Origin of the sequence: Pseudorhizobium flavum, from assembly GCF_044142885.1 — a bacterium.
GTDB lineage: Bacteria > Pseudomonadota > Alphaproteobacteria > Rhizobiales > Rhizobiaceae > Neorhizobium > Neorhizobium flavum.
In genome coordinates this window covers 551109-569161 of sequence record NZ_JBIOKZ010000002.1, presented here as the reverse complement: position 1 = coordinate 569161, position 18053 = coordinate 551109, and the positions used below count along the sequence as shown (strand labels likewise).

Annotated in this window: 21 protein-coding genes; 10 read left to right on the top strand and 11 right to left on the bottom strand. The window is 61.2% G+C overall.

The window, feature by feature from the left end; all coding sequences use genetic code 11:
- Positions 1-12: 12 nt before the first annotated feature.
- The gene (rpiA, locus tag ACEPP2_RS06265) at positions 13-708 is read right to left on the bottom strand and encodes a ribose-5-phosphate isomerase RpiA (RefSeq protein WP_395516095.1); all 696 of its coding nucleotides are present in this window, start codon (positions 706-708) and stop codon (positions 13-15) included.
- A gap of 143 nt (positions 709-851) precedes the next feature.
- Between rpiA and gph the strand changes: the two genes are divergently transcribed.
- The gene (gph, locus tag ACEPP2_RS06260) at positions 852-1559 is read left to right on the top strand and encodes a phosphoglycolate phosphatase (RefSeq protein WP_395516094.1); all 708 of its coding nucleotides are present in this window, start codon (positions 852-854) and stop codon (positions 1557-1559) included.
- 42 nt (positions 1560-1601) lie between these two features.
- On the opposite strand, the gene ACEPP2_RS06255 is transcribed toward gph, so the two are convergent.
- Positions 1602-3413, bottom strand: a complete 1812-nt coding sequence (locus ACEPP2_RS06255; RefSeq protein ID WP_395516093.1) for a L,D-transpeptidase family protein — start codon at positions 3411-3413, stop codon at positions 1602-1604.
- A gap of 432 nt (positions 3414-3845) precedes the next feature.
- Here ACEPP2_RS06255 and fumC point away from each other — a divergent pair, with 432 nt between their 5' ends.
- Positions 3846-5237, top strand: a complete 1392-nt coding sequence (fumC, locus tag ACEPP2_RS06250) for a class II fumarate hydratase (RefSeq protein WP_395516092.1) — start codon at positions 3846-3848, stop codon at positions 5235-5237.
- A gap of 169 nt (positions 5238-5406) precedes the next feature.
- Complete coding sequence (locus tag ACEPP2_RS06245; RefSeq protein WP_395516091.1) at positions 5407-6477, top strand: GGDEF domain-containing protein; 1071 nt, start codon at positions 5407-5409, stop codon at positions 6475-6477.
- Positions 6478-6504: 27 nt separating this feature from the next.
- Here the strand turns inward: ACEPP2_RS06245 and ACEPP2_RS06240 are convergent, their stop codons facing one another.
- Together ACEPP2_RS06240 and ACEPP2_RS06235 are read right to left on the bottom strand one after the other, a co-directional pair.
- On the bottom strand, positions 6505-7113 hold the full coding sequence (locus ACEPP2_RS06240) for a pyridoxamine 5'-phosphate oxidase family protein (RefSeq protein WP_395516090.1): 609 nt from the start codon (positions 7111-7113) through the stop codon (positions 6505-6507).
- 67 nt (positions 7114-7180) lie between these two features.
- On the bottom strand, positions 7181-8095 hold the full coding sequence (locus tag ACEPP2_RS06235; protein ID WP_395516089.1) for an alpha/beta fold hydrolase: 915 nt from the start codon (positions 8093-8095) through the stop codon (positions 7181-7183).
- 47 nt (positions 8096-8142) lie between these two features.
- Between ACEPP2_RS06235 and ACEPP2_RS06230 the strand changes: the two genes are divergently transcribed.
- Positions 8143-8619 carry a MarR family winged helix-turn-helix transcriptional regulator gene (locus ACEPP2_RS06230; RefSeq protein WP_395516088.1) on the top strand — a complete coding sequence of 159 codons (477 nt, stop codon included), beginning with the start codon at positions 8143-8145 and terminating at the stop codon, positions 8617-8619.
- 3 nt (positions 8620-8622) lie between these two features.
- On the opposite strand, the gene ACEPP2_RS06225 is transcribed toward ACEPP2_RS06230, so the two are convergent.
- The gene (locus ACEPP2_RS06225; protein ID WP_395516087.1) at positions 8623-8997 is read right to left on the bottom strand and encodes a gamma-butyrobetaine hydroxylase-like domain-containing protein; all 375 of its coding nucleotides are present in this window, start codon (positions 8995-8997) and stop codon (positions 8623-8625) included.
- Positions 8998-9122: 125 nt separating this feature from the next.
- Here ACEPP2_RS06225 and moaA point away from each other — a divergent pair, with 125 nt between their 5' ends.
- A complete protein-coding gene (gene moaA, locus ACEPP2_RS06220) occupies positions 9123-10169 on the top strand; it encodes a GTP 3',8-cyclase MoaA (RefSeq protein WP_077546428.1) in 1047 nt (348 codons plus the stop codon).
- 102 nt (positions 10170-10271) lie between these two features.
- Here the strand turns inward: moaA and dksA are convergent, their stop codons facing one another.
- On the bottom strand, positions 10272-10691 hold the full coding sequence (gene dksA, locus ACEPP2_RS06215) for an RNA polymerase-binding protein DksA (RefSeq protein WP_281978302.1): 420 nt from the start codon (positions 10689-10691) through the stop codon (positions 10272-10274).
- A 268-nt stretch (positions 10692-10959) separates the two neighbouring features.
- On the opposite strand from dksA, the gene ACEPP2_RS06210 reads away from it, so the two are divergent.
- The 4 genes from ACEPP2_RS06210 (at position 10960) to ACEPP2_RS06195 (ending at position 14712) form a co-directional block, all read left to right on the top strand.
- Positions 10960-11463 carry a SixA phosphatase family protein gene (locus tag ACEPP2_RS06210; protein ID WP_395516086.1) on the top strand — a complete coding sequence of 168 codons (504 nt, stop codon included), beginning with the start codon at positions 10960-10962 and terminating at the stop codon, positions 11461-11463.
- A gap of 65 nt (positions 11464-11528) precedes the next feature.
- On the top strand, positions 11529-12998 hold the full coding sequence (locus tag ACEPP2_RS06205; protein WP_395516085.1) for a YcjX family GTP-binding protein: 1470 nt from the start codon (positions 11529-11531) through the stop codon (positions 12996-12998).
- Positions 12995-14071 (top strand): YcjF family protein, encoded by a 1077-nt coding sequence (locus tag ACEPP2_RS06200; protein ID WP_281978305.1) that lies wholly within the window; start codon positions 12995-12997, stop codon positions 14069-14071. The genes ACEPP2_RS06205 and ACEPP2_RS06200 overlap by 4 nt, the downstream gene beginning before the upstream one ends.
- A gap of 92 nt (positions 14072-14163) precedes the next feature.
- Positions 14164-14712 (top strand): hypothetical protein, encoded by a 549-nt coding sequence (locus ACEPP2_RS06195; RefSeq protein ID WP_052638499.1) that lies wholly within the window; start codon positions 14164-14166, stop codon positions 14710-14712.
- Here ACEPP2_RS06195 and folK read toward each other — a convergent pair.
- From folK to folP, 3 genes are read right to left on the bottom strand one after another with little or no spacing between them, the layout of a single operon-like run.
- Positions 14709-15212: a 2-amino-4-hydroxy-6-hydroxymethyldihydropteridine diphosphokinase gene (folK, locus tag ACEPP2_RS06190; RefSeq protein ID WP_077546433.1), complete on the bottom strand. Its 504-nt coding sequence runs from the start codon at positions 15210-15212 to the stop codon at positions 14709-14711. The genes ACEPP2_RS06195 and folK overlap by 4 nt on opposite strands.
- A gap of 7 nt (positions 15213-15219) precedes the next feature.
- Positions 15220-15585, bottom strand: a complete 366-nt coding sequence (folB, locus tag ACEPP2_RS06185) for a dihydroneopterin aldolase (RefSeq protein ID WP_395516084.1) — start codon at positions 15583-15585, stop codon at positions 15220-15222.
- Positions 15582-16442: a dihydropteroate synthase gene (folP, locus tag ACEPP2_RS06180; RefSeq protein ID WP_077546880.1), complete on the bottom strand. Its 861-nt coding sequence runs from the start codon at positions 16440-16442 to the stop codon at positions 15582-15584. Before folP ends, folB begins: the two co-directional genes overlap by 4 nt.
- Positions 16443-16555: 113 nt before the next feature.
- Between folP and ACEPP2_RS06175 the strand changes: the two genes are divergently transcribed.
- Complete coding sequence (locus ACEPP2_RS06175; protein ID WP_077546435.1) at positions 16556-17176, top strand: DUF922 domain-containing Zn-dependent protease; 621 nt, start codon at positions 16556-16558, stop codon at positions 17174-17176.
- A gap of 20 nt (positions 17177-17196) precedes the next feature.
- Here the strand turns inward: ACEPP2_RS06175 and ACEPP2_RS06170 are convergent, their stop codons facing one another.
- The gene (locus ACEPP2_RS06170) at positions 17197-17517 is read right to left on the bottom strand and encodes a 2Fe-2S iron-sulfur cluster-binding protein (RefSeq protein ID WP_395516083.1); all 321 of its coding nucleotides are present in this window, start codon (positions 17515-17517) and stop codon (positions 17197-17199) included.
- A 109-nt stretch (positions 17518-17626) separates the two neighbouring features.
- On the bottom strand, positions 17627-17995 hold the full coding sequence (locus ACEPP2_RS06165) for an Hpt domain-containing protein (RefSeq protein WP_077546436.1): 369 nt from the start codon (positions 17993-17995) through the stop codon (positions 17627-17629).
- Positions 17996-18053 lie beyond the last annotated feature (58 nt).

Here is an 18053-nt window from a genome sequence, read left to right as displayed (position 1 = left end):
TGCTCCTGTCTTTCATTGTGCCTTGAGCGTCCGTGCCCCGTTCTCGCCGGCGATGATGGCGAAAGACGCTAGATTGATAAACAGCCCGTGCTCCACCACACCTGGGACGGAATTCAGCTGACTTGCGAGAGCCTCTGCATCAGGAATACGGCCAAAAGATGCGTCCAGAATATGGTGCCCGCCATCCGTCGTGAAGGTGTCGTCGGCGCTTCCACGCAGGCGAATTTCGCCGGTGAGGCCCAGCCGCTCGGCGAGCTTGTCGATCGCGATCCGCGTTGCCACCAATCCGAATGGATTGACTTCGATCGGCAGCGGGAAAGCGCCCAGCGTCTCGACCAACTTCGTCTCATCGGCGATTACGATCATCCGTGAGGATGCAGCTGCGACGATCTTCTCGCGCAGAAGGGCACCACCGCCGCCCTTGATAAGCTGCAACCGCCCATCGACCTCGTCCGCACCATCGATGGTGAGATCCAGTTCCGGCAGCTCGTCCAGCGACTTCAACGGTACACCGAGATCAAGGCAGAGGCGCGCCGTACGTTCGGACGTAGGCACACCCTGGACGTCCAGGCCTTCAGCCACCTTCTCCGCCAGAAGCCTTACGAATTCTTCGGCGGTGGATCCTGTGCCGATGCCGAGGCGCATGCCGTGCTCGACATGGGCCAATGCCGCTTCCGCCGCCTTGATCTTCATTTGCCGGGCGTCCATGCGCCAGATGCTCCCCTTTGTTTCGCCGTTGCTGTTTACACGGCCACCCTCGGAAGGAAAAGGGCCATTGCAAGGTTGCCATTTGCTTTAGCGATCGTCCTGTCCTAAGCCCTCTCTCCAAGAAAATCCGCTAAGAGGCATTCATGACGGCTCCCCTGGTGATCTTTGACCTCGATGGCACTCTTATCGACACCGCACCGGATCTCGTTGCCAGCCTCAACCATACGATCGCAGCTGCTGACCTCGAACCAGTCACTTATGCCGACCTCACCCACCTCGTCGGCCAAGGCGCGCGCGTCATGATTCGTCGCGCCTTCGAACTGCGTGGGCAGCCGCTCAGCGACGAGGCGGCAGAACCCCTCCTCCAGCGTTTTCTCGCCCACTACAAAGCGGAAATGCCGGGTGCCAGCCGCCCCTACCCCGGATTGATCGAGGCGATGGAGCGGTTGAAGGAGGCAGGGATGCGCCTCGCCGTCTGCACCAACAAGCTGGAGGAACTAGCGATCCCGCTCATCGGCAAGCTTGGTCTGTCGGATCGTTTTGTGACGGTAACAGGCGGAGACACCTTTCCCGTTCGCAAGCCCGACGCCGGTCACGTTCTGGGCACGATCGAGAAGGCCGGCGCTCGACCGGAAGCGACCGTGATGATCGGGGACAGCATCAACGACATCTTGGCAGCCCGCAACGCCGGAATTCCCTCGATCGCCGTGACGTTCGGATATTCCGACGTCCCGGTCGAGGACCTTCAGCCGGACCATGTCATGACTCATTTTTCCGAGCTTACCGGTGAACTCGTCCGGCGGCTGCTGTCACGCGAGACACAAGCTCCCGCATTGACCGTTCCTGCTTGAAAAGGGCGGCACTAGGCCGCCCTCCAATTGCACCGGAAAGCTTCAGGAAGTCCTCGCCTTGGTGGTCGCGGCCATGGCCTTGAGCGTGGCTGCGTCGCGGTCATAGACATCGTCGAAATACTCGATGACCCCGTCCTTGTTCGGCCAGGCGGTGAAATAGGAGACGTAGACCGGAATCTTTGCGGTCACCTTCTCTCCCTTGTTGCGCCCGCCGGCGATACGGCTCCCGATCTCCTGCTCAGTCACACCGAGAACCGCCGCGGCCATCTTGCGCGGCTCGGCCAGACGGATGCAGCCATGGCTGAGCGCACGCGTATCGCGCTGGAAATAGCTCTTCGAGGGCGTGTCATGCATGTAGATCGCATGGGCGTTCGGGAACAGGATTTTCAGTTCGCCGAGCGCATTGTCGCTGGAGGGCGGCTGGCGCACCGCGATTGACTGTGTCGAGCCATACCAGTTCACGCTCGACGAAGACACCGGCCGGCCATTGACCTCGACCTGGTAACCCATCCGGTCGAGGTAGGACGGGTCGGAGCGCAGGTGCGGAAGCATCTCGTTGATGATAATCGACTGCGGGACGCCCCAGTATGGGTTGAACTCGACGGTCTCGATCTCGTCCTGAAAGAAGTAGGTCTGGTTACTCTTGGAGCCCACCACGACGCGCATCGAGAACTGCTCGTCGCCATCTTCATGATAATAGGCCATGTATGCAGGCTGGTTGATGAAGACGTGCCGCTCACCCAGTTCGGTCGGCAACCAGCGCGCCTGCTCCATCGCAATGACGAGTTTCTCGATCTTTGCCTCGTCGCTGTGACCGACGAGCGCCCGGACTGTGGCACGCCCAACAACCCCGTCAGGCTTCAGCCCCGCTTCCTTCTGGAAGGCCTTCACAAGCTCGACAAGCTCCGGCGTGTATTTTCCGGCCTCCTGATAGCCGGAGAGAGTCTCAGCATGCGCGGAGGTCAAATCGTCCGATGCAACCTCCCGGATTGCGGCAACAACGCCGGCCACGGCGGGATCGTCGGTGCCCGGCTTGAGCAGCAAATCATACGGCAACTCGATCCTCTGGTCCCGATCCGAGACCTTCGCCTTCAGCCGCGCAAGCTCCGCCTTCAACGCCACGAACTGCGGGCTCTGCGGGGCAAGACCCTCCAGATATGCGGCCGGGTTCTCCTCGGCCCGTACGAACGGCAACACGAACGCGAGCTTCACGTCCTTGCGCTTGAAGTCATGGTAATCGGAGATGCGGTTAGGGTCGAGGCGGCCACGGACCATATCCTGAGCGAAGCGCAAGACACTTGCTGAGAGATCGAGTTCGAACTGCATGAGCGCTCTGCGGTGGCCGTCGCCGGGGACCGCGGCCATACCGTCGGACATCGTCGCGGAGACCGGCTCGGTGCTGGCTGTCAGCAGTTCGGGAACCGTGAGGCGGTAATCCGCCGGGTCCAAACCGTAGGCATCGGCGCGTTCGAACAGCTCGATGACGGCCTGTGCCTTGCTGGTGACGTCACCATTGGAGACCCAGAGCGGCGTAGCGTTCTTCCCGTAGAAGGATTCGATCGCGGCAGCTACGTCCTCGGACGCCGAAACCTTCGCATCGGCAAAAGGACTTGCATCATTTCCTGCTACAGCAAAGCCAGCGGTTCGAACGGCGCGAACGGCATCCGGCTTATAGGCGTGGTATTTCGGGCCGGTCACCTTCGGCAGTGGCTGCGGATCGACTCGCCGCTCGCGCGTTCCCCCCCCCGGCAGGCGATCGTTGTAGACCGGCGCGCGATTGGCCGGTCCACCCCTGATGATGTCCAGGAGGGTAATCGCCTGTGCCGGTGATGAGTGTGCGCAGAGGGTAGCCACTGCAGAAACGACTGCAAGGGCGATAGGTGCTCTTCTGGATAAAGTCTGCAATTCTGTCCCCGTCGGCTGGGTTCGGCCCTTAGGCGGTTTCGCTCACCGGTCTAGCGGATCGCATCGAAAATGAAAAGGAAACGCCCGGCTCAGTGACTGGTCGCACTCGCCAGCCGTGCATGAGTCGCTCCATGCGGCAAGGCTAGGAAACCACTCGTTAATTTTTTCTTCATCATAATCGACCTGCCACCTTTCACGTCGCTCCCTCGGCTGAAACCTCGGCGTCGTGTCAAAAATGGCACGCGGGTTTGGCGGCCCATGATCGTTTTGCGGACATCCGGAATGGTCCGACATTGGTATACAATCCAGCGGCTGGCCTTGCGCCACAGTGTTTTGTCGAATAACTCCGGCGCTACCATCCAGCGCAGCAGAGGCAGAACCATGTCATCCACCCGCACCGAAACCGATACCTTTGGACCGATTGACGTCGACGGCGATCGCTATTGGGGCGCGCAGGCGCAGCGCTCGCTCGGCAACTTCAAGATTGGCTGGGAAAAGCAGCCAGCCGCCGTCATCCGCGCGCTCGGGATCGTCAAGCAGGCCGCTGCCCGTGCCAACATGGAGTTAGGGGGCCTCGACCAGGGGCTGGGCAAAGCAATCGTCGAAGCCGCCCAGGAAGTGATCGATGGCAAGCTCAACGATCATTTTCCGCTCGTCGTATGGCAGACCGGCTCGGGCACCCAGTCCAACATGAACGCCAACGAGGTCATCTCCAATCGCGCGATCGAGATGCTGGGCGGCACCATGGGCTCCAAGAAGCCTGTGCATCCCAATGACCACGTCAACATGAGCCAGTCGTCCAACGACACCTATCCGACGGCCATGCATATCGCCTGCGCGGAGCAGATTGTCCGCCACCTGATCCCGGCCCTGAAGCAGCTTCACGCCGCGCTTGAAGACAAGGTCAAGGCCTTCTCGCACATCATCAAGATCGGCCGCACCCATACACAGGATGCCACGCCCCTGACACTTGGCCAGGAATTCTCCGGCTATGCCGCGCAGGTCGCTTCCGCCATCAAGCGCATCGAACTGACGCTGCCTGGCCTCTACGAGCTCGCCCAAGGCGGCACCGCGGTCGGGACCGGGTTGAACGCACCGGTCGGCTTCGCCGAGAAGGTTGCCGAGGAAATTGCCCGGATCACCGGCCTGCCCTTTGTCAGCGCGCCGAACAAGTTCGAGGCTCTCGCCGCCCATGATGCGATGGTCTTCGCCCATGGCGCGATCAATGCGGCTGCAGCGGCCCTCTTCAAGATCGCCAACGACATCCGTTTCCTCGGCTCCGGCCCGCGCGCGGGCCTCGGCGAACTGGCACTGCCCGAAAACGAACCCGGCTCGTCCATCATGCCCGGCAAGGTGAACCCCACGCAGTCGGAGGCGATGACGCAGGTCTGCGCCCACATCTTCGGCAACCACGCAGCGATCACCTTCGCTGGCAGCCAGGGCCACTTCGAACTGAACGTCTACAACCCCATGATGGCCTATAACTTCCTGCAGTCGGTACAGCTTCTCGGCGATGCGGCGGTCTCCTTCACCGACAACTGCGTTAGTGGCATCGAGGCGCGCGAGGATAACATCAAGCGCGGCGTCGAGAACTCGCTGATGCTCGTCACCGCCCTAAACACGCGCCTCGGCTACGACACCTGCGCGAAGATCGCCAAGACAGCCCACAAGAACGGGACGACTTTGCGCGAAGAAGCTGTCGGTGGTGGATACCTGACCAATGAAGAATTCGATCAGTACGTGCGTCCTGAGAACATGATCGGACCGCGTTGAGGTACGAACGCCTCTATCGGTAAAGAATGGTCTGGCCGGGAAGTGATCGGCTGGACGCACCGAATCTGCTTTTTAAGGAGCCGCTTAATTTTGAGCGACTCCTTAATTGTTTTCGCATAGATTTGATATAAAGCAGTCCTACTAAAGTGTTGGGGAACACGTGGGGGGTTTGATGACAACGACTGCGCAGAAGGCGCAAGCGAACGATGTAGTTGGCCAGATCATCTACGCATTGCGGGCAATGGGCGTCGCCCCTATTCCTCGCAATTATCAGTTGTTCTACGAAGCCTATATCGGCTCGAATACGTCTCTGACGCAGCAACTTGCTGCGCTCGGCAGCAGCGCGACCCAGGAAGAACTGGACGCGATTTCGAGCCAGTATCTCGGAACCGGCCAGGTGGAGGTAATCGAGAGGGCTCACGGAAAGCTTCTTGTCGAACTCGAGAACCTCCTCCGCCTGCTGCGGCGCGAGCAGCAATCGATGGAAAGCTATACCAAGCTCCTCGGTGAAACGGCCACCCGCATCAACAGCAAGGCCAACTTCTCCAACGACATCATCCGCAACGCCATTGCACTTCTCACCTCCGCTACCACTGATACGATGGCCCACGGCGAGCGAACTGCCGACACCGTTGCGGAGCATTCCGTTGAGATGGATCAGGTCCGAAAGGAACTGGACGAGTACAAGCGGATCGCCAACACCGATTCGCTGACGCGTCTTTCGAACCGGCGGGCCTTCGACGACAAGCTGGCGTCGATTTTTGACAGCACCGGCAACCTGAAGGTCACCGCGCTGGTGCTGGCCGATATCGACAACTTCAAGAACATAAATGACAACTTCGGCCACCCGGTGGGAGACAAGATCCTCGCCACCGTCGCCTCAGTGATTCGCGCGAATGTGCGCAAGGATCTGTTCGTCGCCCGTACCGGCGGTGAGGAGTTTGCGGTGATCGTGGAAGGCAATACGGCCGATGAGGTCATGCTGATCTGCGAGCGGGTTCGCTGCGCACTCGAGACCCGCAGCTTCCGCAACTCCCGTTCGGGCGTACAATATGGTCCGATCACCATATCACTGGGCTATTCTATGGCAGCTCAGGCCGAAAACCCCAACCAGCTATACGCCAATGCCGACGCGGCGCTCTATCACGCCAAGCACAACGGCCGAAACAGGACCGTATTTTTCGACGAAGTAATGCGCAGGGACTATGCGGCCAAGAACTGGCTCATCTATCGCAACTAAACGTTTGCGGCGCGCTTACTGGCTTCGCTACCACATCGTCGCTGCCGCGCGTCCCGCCCATTCGCGGTCATAGGTGGCCTGGTCGAAACCTGCCTTCGCAGCTTTCAGCATTGCGCCGGCGCTCGGCAAGGTCGCTGGATCAATAAACTTCTCGGGGTTCCAGAGCTGTGCCCGCATGATCGCTCTCGCACACTGGAAGTAGATTTCACCGATCGTGATCACGATCACCGAGCGGGGATGATGCCCGTCCGTCTCAAAGCTCTCCAGCAGCGACGGCTCGACGGACACGACGGCCGAACCGTTGACGCGCATCGCCGTGTTTGATCCGGGGATGAGGAACATCAGCGCCACCCTCGGGTCCCGGATGATGTTCATCAGCGAATCAACGCGGTTGTTGCCGCGCCAGTCCGGCAAGAGAAGCGTCTTCGGGTCCTGAACGCGGACGCAGCTTCCGGTGTCGCCCCGCGGCGAGCAATCCAGCCCCTCAGGGCCGACCGTCGCCAGAGCCATGAACGGCGAAGCTTCGATCATCGAACGGTATTCCGGCGTCAGCATCCCCGTGACCTTGGCGACCGAGGCTTCGGTCACGTCGGCGTAGATGTGCCGAAGGTCTTCGATCGTCCGGATGATCGTCATTCTGCCGCCACTCCTGTCTGGTGCAATCTGGCAGGGACGTTACGACGGCAGATCTGTGCAATCAACGTCACGCGGCGGAGTTGCGGCTATCCTCGCCTTGAACGTCGGTGAGAAACGCCGCCACGACTCCTATCACCTCCGGTGCGCTGATGATCCTGCGATGGCCATGACCATTCGCCCAGTGAATTCTCGCTGACGGCACCGTGGCGTAGCGCCGTGCGTGCTCGGCATCGACCTCCTTGTCGTCTTCTGCGTGGACGACGAGCAACGGCTTGCACAGCCTCTGCGCGATGGGAACGCCGTCGAATTCGGATAAGGCCGCACCCGCCACTGTCTCGGCATGGCGCACGAGGTTTCGGCGCATTGACTCGCTGAGGCCGACGACATCCGAGAATCCGTCGAAAAGCCACTCGATTCTGCTGGGTGCCCCAATCACTGCCAGTCGGCCGGGGTTAAATTGTCCGGCGTCAGGCATGATGCCGCCGGCTGCAAGTACCAGACTGGCTCCTCCAAAGGAGTGTCCCACCGCACCGTCGAATGGTCCGAATCGACGCTCCGCTTCAACGATCGCCTCTACGGCCATGCGGATGTTGAGGCGTCGTCCGCTCGAGTGTCCATGGCCGGGAAGATCCAGAACCACAACCTCCGCACCCGTCGATGCAAGGCCTCCCGCCAGCGACGAAATATAGGCGGCCGATGAGCCCCAGCCATGGACGACGAGAAACCGCTTGCTCACCTCCCTATGCTGACCTGCGAAAAGATATGCCATTACTCTTGCCTTCCCCACCCGGAACGGCATGGTCTTGGCAGCGGCAAGCCGTTGGTGGCCCTGAGCGTGGACTTGGCGAGCCTTCGGCCCAGCCGGCCGGCGCGGTGGCGTGCGACAGAACAGTTCGAATGCAAGGCGCGCCGTCACCTGGGGTGCATATCTGCTGCCGACGCTGATAACAGGACGGATGACCTTGAGTGCAATCGGTGTCATGGTGGAGAACCTTCATTATGTTCAATGCTGAACAATAAAGTACAAGAATGAACAAAGATCAATCCCTTCCCTGGGACCATCCACGGTTCAAGAGCTGGATCGCCGTTGCCCGCGCCTGCCAGCTGATGCAGTCAGCGCTGGCACGCGATTTGTCACCGCTCGACATCAAGCCGCCGCATCTGGATATCCTCGTCAACCTTTTTCGCTTTGAAGGTATCTCCCAGCAGGAACTGGCTCACAAGCTGCTCGTCGGACGCTCCAACGTAAGCATGACCCTGCCCCAGCTGGAACGCCGTGGACTGATCGAACGCCGCGGAGACAAACGGGACAAGCGCGTCCTGCGCCTCTTTCTCACGAAGGAGGGCCGGCGGGTCACGGAAGAAGGAATGCGAATCCAGACCGCGCTGATCAACAGCATCCTGTCTGCAACCCCCATTGAGGAGTGCCTCGCCATAGGCGCCAACATGGAGCGCGTCGTAGCCGCGCTTCAGTCGGAGATGGGGGATGATCAAGACGACGGCTAACGCTCAGCGCCTTGGCTTCAGCGGATCGCGGCTTAGACCCTTCGTCTCCAGCTCGCGCTCGTAGTCGGCGAAGAGCGTGTCCCCTTCCTCCCCGAGCTGGCGGAGATAGGACCAGGTATAGATGCCGCTGCTGTGACCGTCGTCGAACCCGATACGCACCGCGTAATTGCCCGTCGGCGTAAGGCTGCAGATGGTCACGTCCCGCTTGCCGGGGACGGTGACCTTCTGCCCCGGTCCATGCCCCTGGACCTCGGCCGAGGGCGACAGCACCCGAAGCATCTCGGCCGGGAGAGGATAGGCCGCCTGATCGTTGAAGGTGACATGGAGAACCCGGCGGTCCTTCGAAACGCGCAGTTCGGTGGGCCAGATTTCGGTCATGTTCTTGAGGCTCCATGCAACAAACTATCGAGAACTAGAGGCTGAACCGTTCCTCCGCAAGCGGCGCTAGCCCTCTTGACGCAACTGGCATAGCCGCCCACTTTGTCCCTTCAGGAGGACAAGCTGTGAATACACTGGCAGGACCACTCGGCAATGCCCGCCCGCTTGCAACCGCGGAAGGGCCGATGATCGACCCGTTCGGCCGCGCCGTCACCTATCTGCGTGTGTCGGTGACTGATCGATGCGACTTCCGCTGCACCTATTGCATGGCCGAGAACATGACCTTCCTGCCGAAGAAGGACCTGCTGACGCTGGAGGAGCTGGACCGGCTCTGTTCCGCCTTCATCGCCAAGGGCGTGCGCAAGCTGCGACTGACCGGCGGCGAGCCGCTGGTGCGCAAGAATATTATGCACCTGGTGCGCGCCCTCGGCCGCCATATCGAAGCGGGACATCTCGACGAACTGACACTGACGACCAACGGCTCGCAACTCGCCCGCCACACATCGGAACTTTATGACTGCGGCGTGCGGCGCATCAACGTATCGCTCGATACCCTAGACGCTGACAAGTTTCGGACCATCACGCGCTGGGGCGAACTCGGTCGGGTGCTGGACGGTATCGAGGCTGCTCAGAAGGCGGGGCTAAGGATCAAGCTCAACGCGGTTGCTCTCAAGGGCTTCAACGAGCACGAAATCCCGAGCATGCTACGCTGGGCCCATGAACGCGGCATGGATCTGACAGTGATTGAGACCATGCCGATGGGCGAGATCGAGGAAGATCGTACGGACCGCTATCTGCCGCTCTCGAAGCTGCGGGCCGATCTCGAGCAGCAGTTCACACTGAACGACATTCCATTCAAGACCGGCGGGCCAGCGCGCTACGTTGAGGTCGCGGAAACCGGCGGAAGATTGGGCTTCATCACCCCGATGACCCACAATTTCTGCGAAAGCTGCAATCGGGTCCGCCTCACCTGCACGGGCACACTCTACATGTGCCTCGGACAGAACGACGCCGCGGACCTGCGCACGGCGTTACGAGCCTCCGACGACGATGCCTATCTTTTCGCCGCTATCGACGAGGCAATCCTGCGTAAGCCGAAAGGGCACGATTTCATCATCGACCGCAACAATCGCCCGGCCGTGCCACGCCATATGAGCGTCACCGGAGGCTGAGCCCGCAGGTACGCTGCCCCTGTTGTTTCACAGCAATCTATAGCGGACACAAAAAAGGCGCGGTTACCCACGCCCAGTTGTCTCATGCAAGGGTGAAGCTACCTATTCGTCGCGATAGACCTTCTCGCGGCGCTCGTGGCGCTCCTGGGCCTCGATCGACAATGTCGCAATCGGACGGGCATCAAGACGCTTGAGGCCGATCGGCTCGCCGGTTTCCTCGCAGAAGCCGTAGGTACCGTCATCAATGCGTTGCAAGGCGGCGTCGATCTTGGAGATCAACTTTCGCTGCCGGTCGCGAGCGCGTAGTTCGATCGCCCTGTCGGTCTCCGAAGAGGCCCGATCGGCGAGATCCGGATGGTTTGCACTTTCTTCCGCGAGATGGTCCAGCGTCTCGCGCGCCTCCCTGAGGATGTCGTTCTTCCAGGCGATCAGCTTCGCCCTGAAATACGCCCTCTGGTTCGCATTCATGAACTCGTCGTCTTCCGAGAGCACATAATTGCTAAGATCGATCTTCTCACTCAACGCGATTCTCCCGAAGAACATCTCAAGGCGGGCTCTATATCCCAATCGGCTACTGCGGTTCAAGCCTGTTGGGTGCTTTACGGCGATTTTTAAAACTGTCGCAATATTGGGCTAAGAGCCTAGGATTTAACCAGTTTATTCTTTGAAGCCTCGACCATCTACTCTCTCACTTGCCTCCCGCCCCAACGCTACGTTGCCGACCATGGTCATGGTTGACGTCATTCTTCCCCCCGGTTACCCATCGACTGAACCACTCCTCAGGCCCTTGATGAACATGATCTCCCAGCCCCTCACCCGCGTTTATCTGCTGCGTCATGCAAGGTCTGGCTGGGCGCAACCTGGTGAACGGGATTTCGACAGGCCGCTGGACGACGAGGGCTATGCGGAAGCCGAGATTGTGGCGGAGAAGGCCCTGGATCGGGGCTACAGACCCGCCCGGGTTATCAGTTCGACCGCCCTGCGCTGCCGTCAGACCGCCGAAGCTATACGACGCGCCCTCGATCAGGACCTGGAACTGCTATTCATCGACGAACTCTACAACGCCCCGCTCGATGTCTATCTCGGAATGATCGCGTCTTCGACCGAAGCCGAGTCCATGATGTTCATCGGCCACAACCCAACGATCGAAGAGGTATTCGAGAAGCTTGCCGGCGCCGATACCACCGCGGCCGCGATCCCGACCGGCTACCCTACGGCCGGGCTTGCCGTACTCGAACGCCCCGCGGCCTCTCATGAGCGCCACTGGACCCTGACGGACTTCCTAACCGCCTGATACAGGAGCCAGCTTTCATCCCCGGCATCAGGCGCCTATATAGGCGAAAACAAGGGGATGTGACTTTGCCGCCTTCGCTGACCAGCCTCACTGACGACGCACGAATCGCTCTGGACAACCTCGGAGACAGGGCCTCTTCCCTGGTGAACCCTTCGATCCGGCTCGGCGTCACTGGCCTCTCGCGGGCCGGTAAGACGGTCTTCATCTCCTCCCTCGTCCACAATCTCTTAAATGGTGGGCGATTGCCCCTGTTCGAGCCCGTCCGCTCCGGCCGCGTCTCGCGCGTGCGGCTGGAGCCGCAACCAGACGACGCCATCCCTCGCTTCCAGTATGAGGATCACATACAGGCACTAGTCAGGGAGAGGGTATGGCCGGATTCGACGCGCGCTATTTCCGAACTGCGCATCACCCTGGATTACCAGAGCGCCAGCGGGTGGAGCCGGATGTTCTCGCGTGGCCGCCTGTCCATCGACATCGTCGACTATCCGGGCGAGTGGCTGCTGGACCTGCCGCTTCTCGCTCAGGACTATCGAACTTTCAGCGCCAACACGGTCAGTCTTGCACGGAGCGGCGTCCGCGCGGAGCTTTCCAGAGAGTGGCTCGCGCTGGCGGAAAGCGTCGATGCGGAGGCACCCGGAGACGAGATGGCCGCACGACGTCTTTCCGAAGCCTTCGCTGCCTACCTGAAGGCCTGCAAATCAGACGAGCGATCGCTTTCGACCCTGCCGCCCGGCCGGTTCCTGATGCCCAGGGATCTCGACGGTTCACCTGCCCTCACCTTCTCGCCGCTGCCCCATGTCCCGGAAGAGCGCGCACCGAAGGGCTCGCTCCGGGCGATGATGGAGCGGCGTTATGAGGCCTACAAATCAGTCGTCGTGAAGCCCTTCTTCAGAGAGCATTTTGCGCGGCTTGACCGGCAGATCGTGCTGATCGACGCGCTGCAGGCGATCAACCGTGGCGAGGAGGCAGTCCACGATCTTGAACGGGCACTCGGCGATGTCCTTGCCTGCTTTCGTCCGGGGACCAACAGCTTGCTGTCGTCTCTCCTCGGGCGGCGGATCGACAAGGTTCTTGTCGCCGCCACCAAGGCCGATCACCTTCATCACGAGAGCCATGACCGGCTGGAGCGCATCACCGCTCGCCTGGTCGATCGCGCGATCAGGCGAATCGGCATGGCGGGAGCCGGAATCGAGGTTATGGCCATCGCGTCCGTGCGGGCCACGCGCGAGGCGACGGTCACCGAGGGGGGACACGTTCTCCCGGTCATCGTCGGCACGCCAATGGCGGGCGAAACGATCGGATCCGAGGTGTTCGACGGTCTCCGCAAGACTGCTGTCTTCCCCGGCGATCTGCCCGCCAGCCCGGACGTTCTCTTCAGAGGAGCCGACGGCGGCCAGCCGGAGTTTCCGGAGATCAACTTCGTCCGCTTCCGCCCTCCCGCACTGGAAGAGACGAGCGGCGGCCTCAAGCTGTCCGTGCCGCATATCCGCCTCGACCGCGCGCTGCAGTTTCTCCTGGGGGATCGACTCGCATGACGACATCGGACCGCAACGGACGCCGCCCCGGCGCTTTTCAAATCGAGGAGGAGGAAGGGCACGGTCCCGCCCCTGCCGTACGCAGGTCGCCGCGAAGTTTCCAGGAAAACGTCCTCCTGACGTCGGAGGAGGACGATCCCTTCATGACGCCGCCCGAACTTGCGGATCGGGACGTTCCCGTCGCAGAACCGAGGACACGCAGGCGCTTCTCCTTCGTGAATGTCGCACTTGCAGCGTTCGGCACTTTTCTTTCGCTGGCCTTCGGCCTCTGGGCGGACAGCGTCGTACGGAACCTCTTCGCACGTTCGGACTGGCTTGGTTATGCGGCACTGTCAGCCCTTGCGATTGGGCTGATTGCGGTTGCGGTCGTTGTGGGCCGGGAGATCTACGGCCTCATGCGTCTTTCGGCAGTCCAGACACTGAAGGTCGAGGCCGAGGAAGCCGCAGCAGCACCCCTTCCCGGCCCGGCCAGGGCCGTAGTGGCAACTCTCGCCCGCCTCCTTTCGCACCGGGCGGAGACGGCCAAGGGACGGGCCGTCCTGGAAGCGACAAAGGAGGAGATCATCGACGGACCGCAGATGATCGAACTCGCTGAACGCGAACTACTCGCGCCGCTCGACAGGCGCGCGCGGGCGCTCATCCTCAATGCCTCCAAACGGGTCTCGATCGTGACCGCCGTCAGCCCTCGCGCCATCGTCGATCTTGCCTATGTCGTCTTCGAGGTATCGCGGCTCGTGCGCGCGATGGCGGAGTTGTACGGCGGCAGGCCAGGAACGCTCGGCCTCTTTCGCCTCTTGCGTGATGTCGTGGCGCACCTGGCGGTCACCGGCTCGATTGCGGTGGGTGATGGTCTGGCACAGCAGGTGCTGGGCCACGGCGTCGCCGCAAGGCTCTCAAAGCGTCTCGGCGAAGGCGTGATAAACGGGCTCCTCACCGCGCGCATCGGTATTGCCGCAATGGACCTCTGCCGACCGCTGCCATTTCGCGCGCTGAAGCGCCCGGGAGTCGGCGACTTCTTCGGTGATCTGACGCAATTCGGCCGGGAAGACGATCCCCGCGACGCGGCGCGATAGTCGTTCCAGAACGTCGCGGATACCACTCATTAACCAATCCGAAGCTATGGTGAACGCTCGAAAACGAGCTGGCACTCGCCTAGGAAAGCACCATGTATCTGCGCATCTTTTCCGTGATCGGCGGCCTCGCTGCCGCCTTCGTCGCCGACTCCGCCATGGCGCCCGATGCGTCAGCCGCGCCGCGCGACAAGGCATTCTTCCAGTCCGTCGCTGGCACCTGGAAGGGTCCGGGCGAGATCGTCGCCGGCAAGTACAAGGGCACCAAGTTCAACTGCAGCCTGACGGGACAATCGGTTTCCAGCACTGAGGCCGGCATCAAGCTTGACGGCACGTGCCGGGTTGGCGTCTTCAAGCAGCCCATGTCTGCCGTGATCACGCAGAACGGCAAGGGTTACAAGGGCCAGTTCCTGGATGGCGCCGACGGCAAGGGCCTCGATATCGTCTCGGGTGCCGTGAATGGCGACAAGGTCGTGGTCGGAATCAACCGCGCCCAGTTGAACGGGGCCATGGTTGCGAGCCTGCGAGACCCCAACACCATGAACATCACGATCTCGGTCAAGGTGGAAGATCAGATGATCCCGGTCATCGGGCTTACTCTCGACCGCGACCTCGATTCGATCGCAGTGGGCTCGATCGACTAGCGTTCGCGCCACCAGTTCTGGTTTTCGCTCGCGGGATGGATGCCGCTACTATCCGTCCTGCGAAGCCATTCCGATAGGCTCTGGCCGGACACCACCATCTCGGGCGCGATTTCTGCGAGTGGCACGAGTACGAAAGCACGCTCCACCATCCGGGGATGCGGAAGCGCCAGCCTTTCGGTTTCCATTTCCCGGTTACCAAAGGTGAGGATGTCGATGTCGATCGTCCTCGGTCCCCAACGCTCGACCCGTTCCCTCTTCATGCTGCGTTCCACCGACAGGCAGACATCCAGAAGCGCCTCTGGCCCCAGCGATGTCTCCACCAGAGCGCAACAGTTCAGGAAATCCGGCTGGTCCGTCTTGCCCCATGGCGGTGTCTTGTAAAGCCGCGATACGGCTGACACTGTGCAGTCGTCGCGCGAATCGAGTCCCTGCAGGGCTTCCGCCATCGCAGCTTGCGGATCCCCAATATTTCCCCCAAGGCCAAGCGCCGCTGTGGTCATGATCTTGTCAGCGCCTATGCACGACGCGCACTTCCGCATAATCCAGCACCCCCTGGATTGGCGCACTCGGCTTGCGCACCGTTATGGCGGCCATGCCGATCTGAGGAAAACGCTGGCAGAGCGCTACGGCAATGTCCATGGCGAGCGTCTCGATCAGCCGTCGCTGGCTGCCCGTGACGATCTCCTCGATGAGGGTGAAGGCGACACCGTAGTCAACAGTGTCCTCAACGCGATCGCTGGTCAGCACGTCGCCCGCTTCCACCTCCAGTTCCGCATCCACGAAGAACCGCTGCCCCAGACGGTTTTCTTCCGCATGGACACCATGACGAGCGAAGAAGGCGCAATTCTTGAGGGTGATCATGTAGGTACTCACTGAAGCGTCTCCTCTGCGTGAACATGGATCAAGGCGTCCGCAATACCGAGCGCGTCGCGGTTGGCGGCAACATTGTGGACCCGAAAGATCGCGGCACCAGCGAGCCGCAGGATTGCCGTCGTCGCCGCCGTTCCGATATCACGGTCTGCAGCCATGTCCCGACCGGTTGCCGCGCCTATGAAACGCTTACGGGACGCACCGACGAGCCATGGGAAGCCGATCTGCGTCAATTCGGCGAAGCGCGCCATGATCTGGAGATTGTGGTCGGAATCCTTGGCGAAGCCGAAACCCGGATCGAGCACGATGGCCTCGGACGCCACGCCGGCCGCCTCGGCGATGGCGAGCGAAACCTTGAAGAAGGCGTGCTGGTCTGCGATCACATCGTCGAAGATCTCGCCTTCCCGGCCGCGACCAGTATGCATGATGCAGAGCCCGGCGCCCGTCTCGGCCGCAACGGACGCGATCGCTGGCTCCCGCTGCAGGCCGTGGACATCATTGATGATGTGGGCACCCGCTGCCATCGCCAGGCGGGCGGTTTCGGCGCGATAGGTGTCCACGGATATCAGGGCATCCGTTTCTTTCGTTAGCCGCTCGATCACCGGAAGCACCCGATCCTGTTCTTCCGCAGCGCTGACCGGCGCTCCGCCAGGCCGGGTGGATTCGCCGCCGACGTCGAGGATCGCCGCCCCCTCGCGAACGCAGTCAAGGCCATGGGCGACCGCAACCTCGAGACTGCGGTGCAACCCACCGTCCGAAAATGAATCTGGCGTAACGTTGATGATGGCCATGATATGGCCGCGGTTGGCCAGTTCAAGGTGACGACCACGGCCGACCCGCCAGATTTTCGGGAGGGGCATGTTCGGCTTGGCATCATCCGTGCGGGAGTAACGCAAATTTTTCTGCCTCTGTGTTGCGCCGCCGACGGCTATGCCCCAAGCTCCCATCAAGTTCAATGTCCGCAGGCTCCAGAATGTCGCTGATTCCCTGTTTTCGCCGTGTCGCCGGCGGGCTGGTTGCTATGTGCATGCTCTCGTCCGTGGCCTCGGCTGAGCCGTTGATCAGCAAGACTTACGGCTATTTCTCGATCGGCGGGAAAACTGCCGAGGCACTGGACCGCGAGCTCGAGCGGCGTGGACCCGTGACCAATGCCACCGGGCATCGCCATCCGGGGGCGACGGAGATCAAGTTTGGTGGTGAGGTCACCTATCTCGAGCGCGGCAAGCAGTGTTCAGTGGGCAACGTGAAGGTCACGTTGAAGACAAACCTCATCCTGCCTCGCTGGAAGAACCGCCGCACCGCCGACAAGAACCTGCGCTTCATCTGGGACACGCTGTCGGCAGACATCAAGCGACACGAGGAGCGACATGCGGAGATAGCCCGCACCTATGCGCGAACCCTTGAAAGGGATCTGCACGCCCTCCGCTCCGCCAGCAGTTGCCCGGAACTGGAGAAAAAGGTCGGCGCGGTAACGAAGCGCGTCCTCGAAGCCCATGATCGCGACCAGATGCGGTTCGATCAGATCGAATCAAAGAATTTCGACAGCCGAATGATGCGTCTGCTGAAGTACCGGATGGGACAGAACGACGGATGACCCGGAGCTAGCTCGACGCGTCAGCCTTGTCTCTCAGGCACCTGGACAACCAGCCCTTCGAGCGCATCAGTCATCTTGATCTGACAGGAAAGACGGGAGGTCGGCCGCACATCGTGGGCGAAATCGAGCATATCCTCTTCCATGGCCGAGGGCGCGCCCACGGCTTCAGCCCATGCATCGTCGACATAGACGTGACAAGTAGCACAGGCACAGGCGCCACCGCATTCGGCTTCGATGCCGGGCACGGAGTTGCGGACGGCATTCTCCATCACCGTCGATCCGTTGCTCGCATTGATATCGAAGCGCGTTCCGTCGAAGGCGACGATGGTCAGTTTCGTCATGATCAGGAAATCCGTATGAACAGTCTCGATGAACGGGTCTGCTCATCGAGCAGTTCCGCCGGGCCGTCAACATAGGTTTGCATGCCCGGCGCCGCAATGGTGGGCGGGCTTATCGGCAGAGCTTGAGAATGAAGTTTTCCGTTTCGACGATGGCTGTTGCGATCTTCGCCATCGATGTCGCCTCGGCTCCCTTTTCCTCGATCCGCATCGCCAGATCGGCGACGGTGAATGCGCCGACCGAGGATGCCGCACCCTTCAGCCGATGAGCGACAGCAATAATGACGGAACTTTCTCCGCTGCTCATCTCCAGCATGGCCTTGCGCGCCTGCCGCGCGAAAATTTGCAGGATCTCGACTTCGAGGGTCTTGTCTCCCATCGTCTGTCGAGCGAGATGCACGAGGTCTATCGGTCGGGACTGGGATGGGGAGAGCGCCCGCTGGGTCGGAGGGGCTTCGAATGCAATTGCTGTTGCGGCCATGGGAACGATGATCCTAAAGATGCTAGTTCACAGCATCGTGCCGCCAAACCGGCGCCAT

Coding starts and splice junctions, on each gene's coding strand:
- ACEPP2_RS06235 (WP_395516089.1), bottom strand. CDS start 8,095: ATGACACCGATTGCACTCAAGGTCATCCGTCCTGTTATCAGCGTCGGC.
- rpiA (WP_395516095.1), bottom strand. CDS start 708: ATGGACGCCCGGCAAATGAAGATCAAGGCGGCGGAAGCGGCATTGGCC.
- gph (WP_395516094.1), top strand. CDS start 852: ATGACGGCTCCCCTGGTGATCTTTGACCTCGATGGCACTCTTATCGAC.
- folK (WP_077546433.1), bottom strand. CDS start 15,212: ATGACCACAGCGGCGCTTGGCCTTGGGGGAAATATTGGGGATCCGCAA.
- ACEPP2_RS06200 (WP_281978305.1), top strand. CDS start 12,995: ATGACGACATCGGACCGCAACGGACGCCGCCCCGGCGCTTTTCAAATC.
- ACEPP2_RS06210 (WP_395516086.1), top strand. CDS start 10,960: ATGAACATGATCTCCCAGCCCCTCACCCGCGTTTATCTGCTGCGTCAT.
- folP (WP_077546880.1), bottom strand. CDS start 16,442: ATGCCCCTCCCGAAAATCTGGCGGGTCGGCCGTGGTCGTCACCTTGAA.
- ACEPP2_RS06175 (WP_077546435.1), top strand. CDS start 16,556: ATGTCGCTGATTCCCTGTTTTCGCCGTGTCGCCGGCGGGCTGGTTGCT.
- ACEPP2_RS06230 (WP_395516088.1), top strand. CDS start 8,143: ATGAACAAAGATCAATCCCTTCCCTGGGACCATCCACGGTTCAAGAGC.
- fumC (WP_395516092.1), top strand. CDS start 3,846: ATGTCATCCACCCGCACCGAAACCGATACCTTTGGACCGATTGACGTC.
- ACEPP2_RS06195 (WP_052638499.1), top strand. CDS start 14,164: ATGTATCTGCGCATCTTTTCCGTGATCGGCGGCCTCGCTGCCGCCTTC.
- ACEPP2_RS06170 (WP_395516083.1), bottom strand. CDS start 17,517: ATGACGAAACTGACCATCGTCGCCTTCGACGGAACGCGCTTCGATATC.
- ACEPP2_RS06165 (WP_077546436.1), bottom strand. CDS start 17,995: ATGGCCGCAACAGCAATTGCATTCGAAGCCCCTCCGACCCAGCGGGCG.
- ACEPP2_RS06240 (WP_395516090.1), bottom strand. CDS start 7,113: ATGACGATCATCCGGACGATCGAAGACCTTCGGCACATCTACGCCGAC.
- ACEPP2_RS06225 (WP_395516087.1), bottom strand. CDS start 8,997: ATGACCGAAATCTGGCCCACCGAACTGCGCGTTTCGAAGGACCGCCGG.